This is a genomic window from Vibrio sp. 779(2023) (assembly GCF_033344285.1).
Taxonomy (GTDB): domain Bacteria; phylum Pseudomonadota; class Gammaproteobacteria; order Enterobacterales; family Vibrionaceae; genus Vibrio; species Vibrio alginolyticus.
The window spans coordinates 1-1,052 of the sequence record NZ_JAWPOM010000219.1; the positions used below are offsets into that span (position 1 = coordinate 1).

General features: G+C 55.4%; 1 protein-coding gene. It reads left to right on the forward strand.

Going from position 1 to position 1,052, the window contains the following annotated elements; genetic code table 11:
* A partial coding sequence (locus R8O70_RS26195) for a Calx-beta domain-containing protein (protein WP_318184586.1) occupies positions 1-1,052 on the forward strand: 1,052 nt, incomplete at both ends.

A 1,052-nucleotide genomic window follows, 5' to 3' on the forward strand; every position in this document is an offset into this window, starting at 1 on the left:
AACTTAGGTGACACCGAAACCGGTGACTTGGGCACCTTAGAATACAACACAGGCTCCGGTTGGGTTGCAGTGCCAAACGATGGCGTGGTGACGGTGCCAGCAGGGCAAACCGAGTTTGATGTGCGTATCGCTTCCATTGATGACGCTGTTTATGAAGGCCCTGAAGATTTCAGTGTGACAGTAACCGGCATTGGCGCAGTACAAGGCAGCGATACGGGGACGGCGACGATCGTGGACGATGGCACTGGGCCAGGCCCCGATCCGGATGATGACCGCCCGAATGTGACTATTTCAGATGCTGGCACCATCAATGAGGGTGAGACAGCCAACTTCAAAGTGACGTTGTCGAACGCCTCCGAGTCTACAGTACAAGTCGAGCTAGGCCTCAACTTAGGTGACACCGAAACCGGTGACTTAGGCACCCTAGAATACAACACCGGGAGCGGTTGGGTGGCAGTGCCAAACGATGGCGTGGTAACGGTGCCAGCGGGGCAAACTGAGTTTGATGTGCGTATTGCTTCCATTGATGACGCCGTTTATGAAGGCCCAGAAGATTTCAGTGTGACAGTAACCGGCATTGCCGCAGTACAAGGCAGTGATACGGGTACGGCAACGATAGTGGACGATGGCACGGGTCCGGGCCCTGATCCGGATGATGACCGTCCAAGCGTGACTATTTCAGATGCTGGCACCATTAATGAGGGGGATACAGCCAATTTCAAAGTGACGCTGTCGAATGCCTCCGAGTCCACTGTTCAAGTCGAGCTAGGCCTGAACTTGGGTGATACCGAAACCGGTGACTTAGGCACCTTAGAATACAACACCGGAAGCGGTTGGGTGACAGTGCCAAACGATGGCGTGGTAACGGTGCCAGCGGGGCAAACCGAGTTTGATGTGCGCATTGCTTCCATTGATGACGCGGTGTACGAAGGCCCAGAAGATTTCAGTGTCACGGTAACCGGCATTGGCGCAGTACAAGGCAGCGATACGGGGACGGCAACGATAGTGGATGACGGCAGTGGCCCGGGTCCCGATCCGGATGATGACCGTCC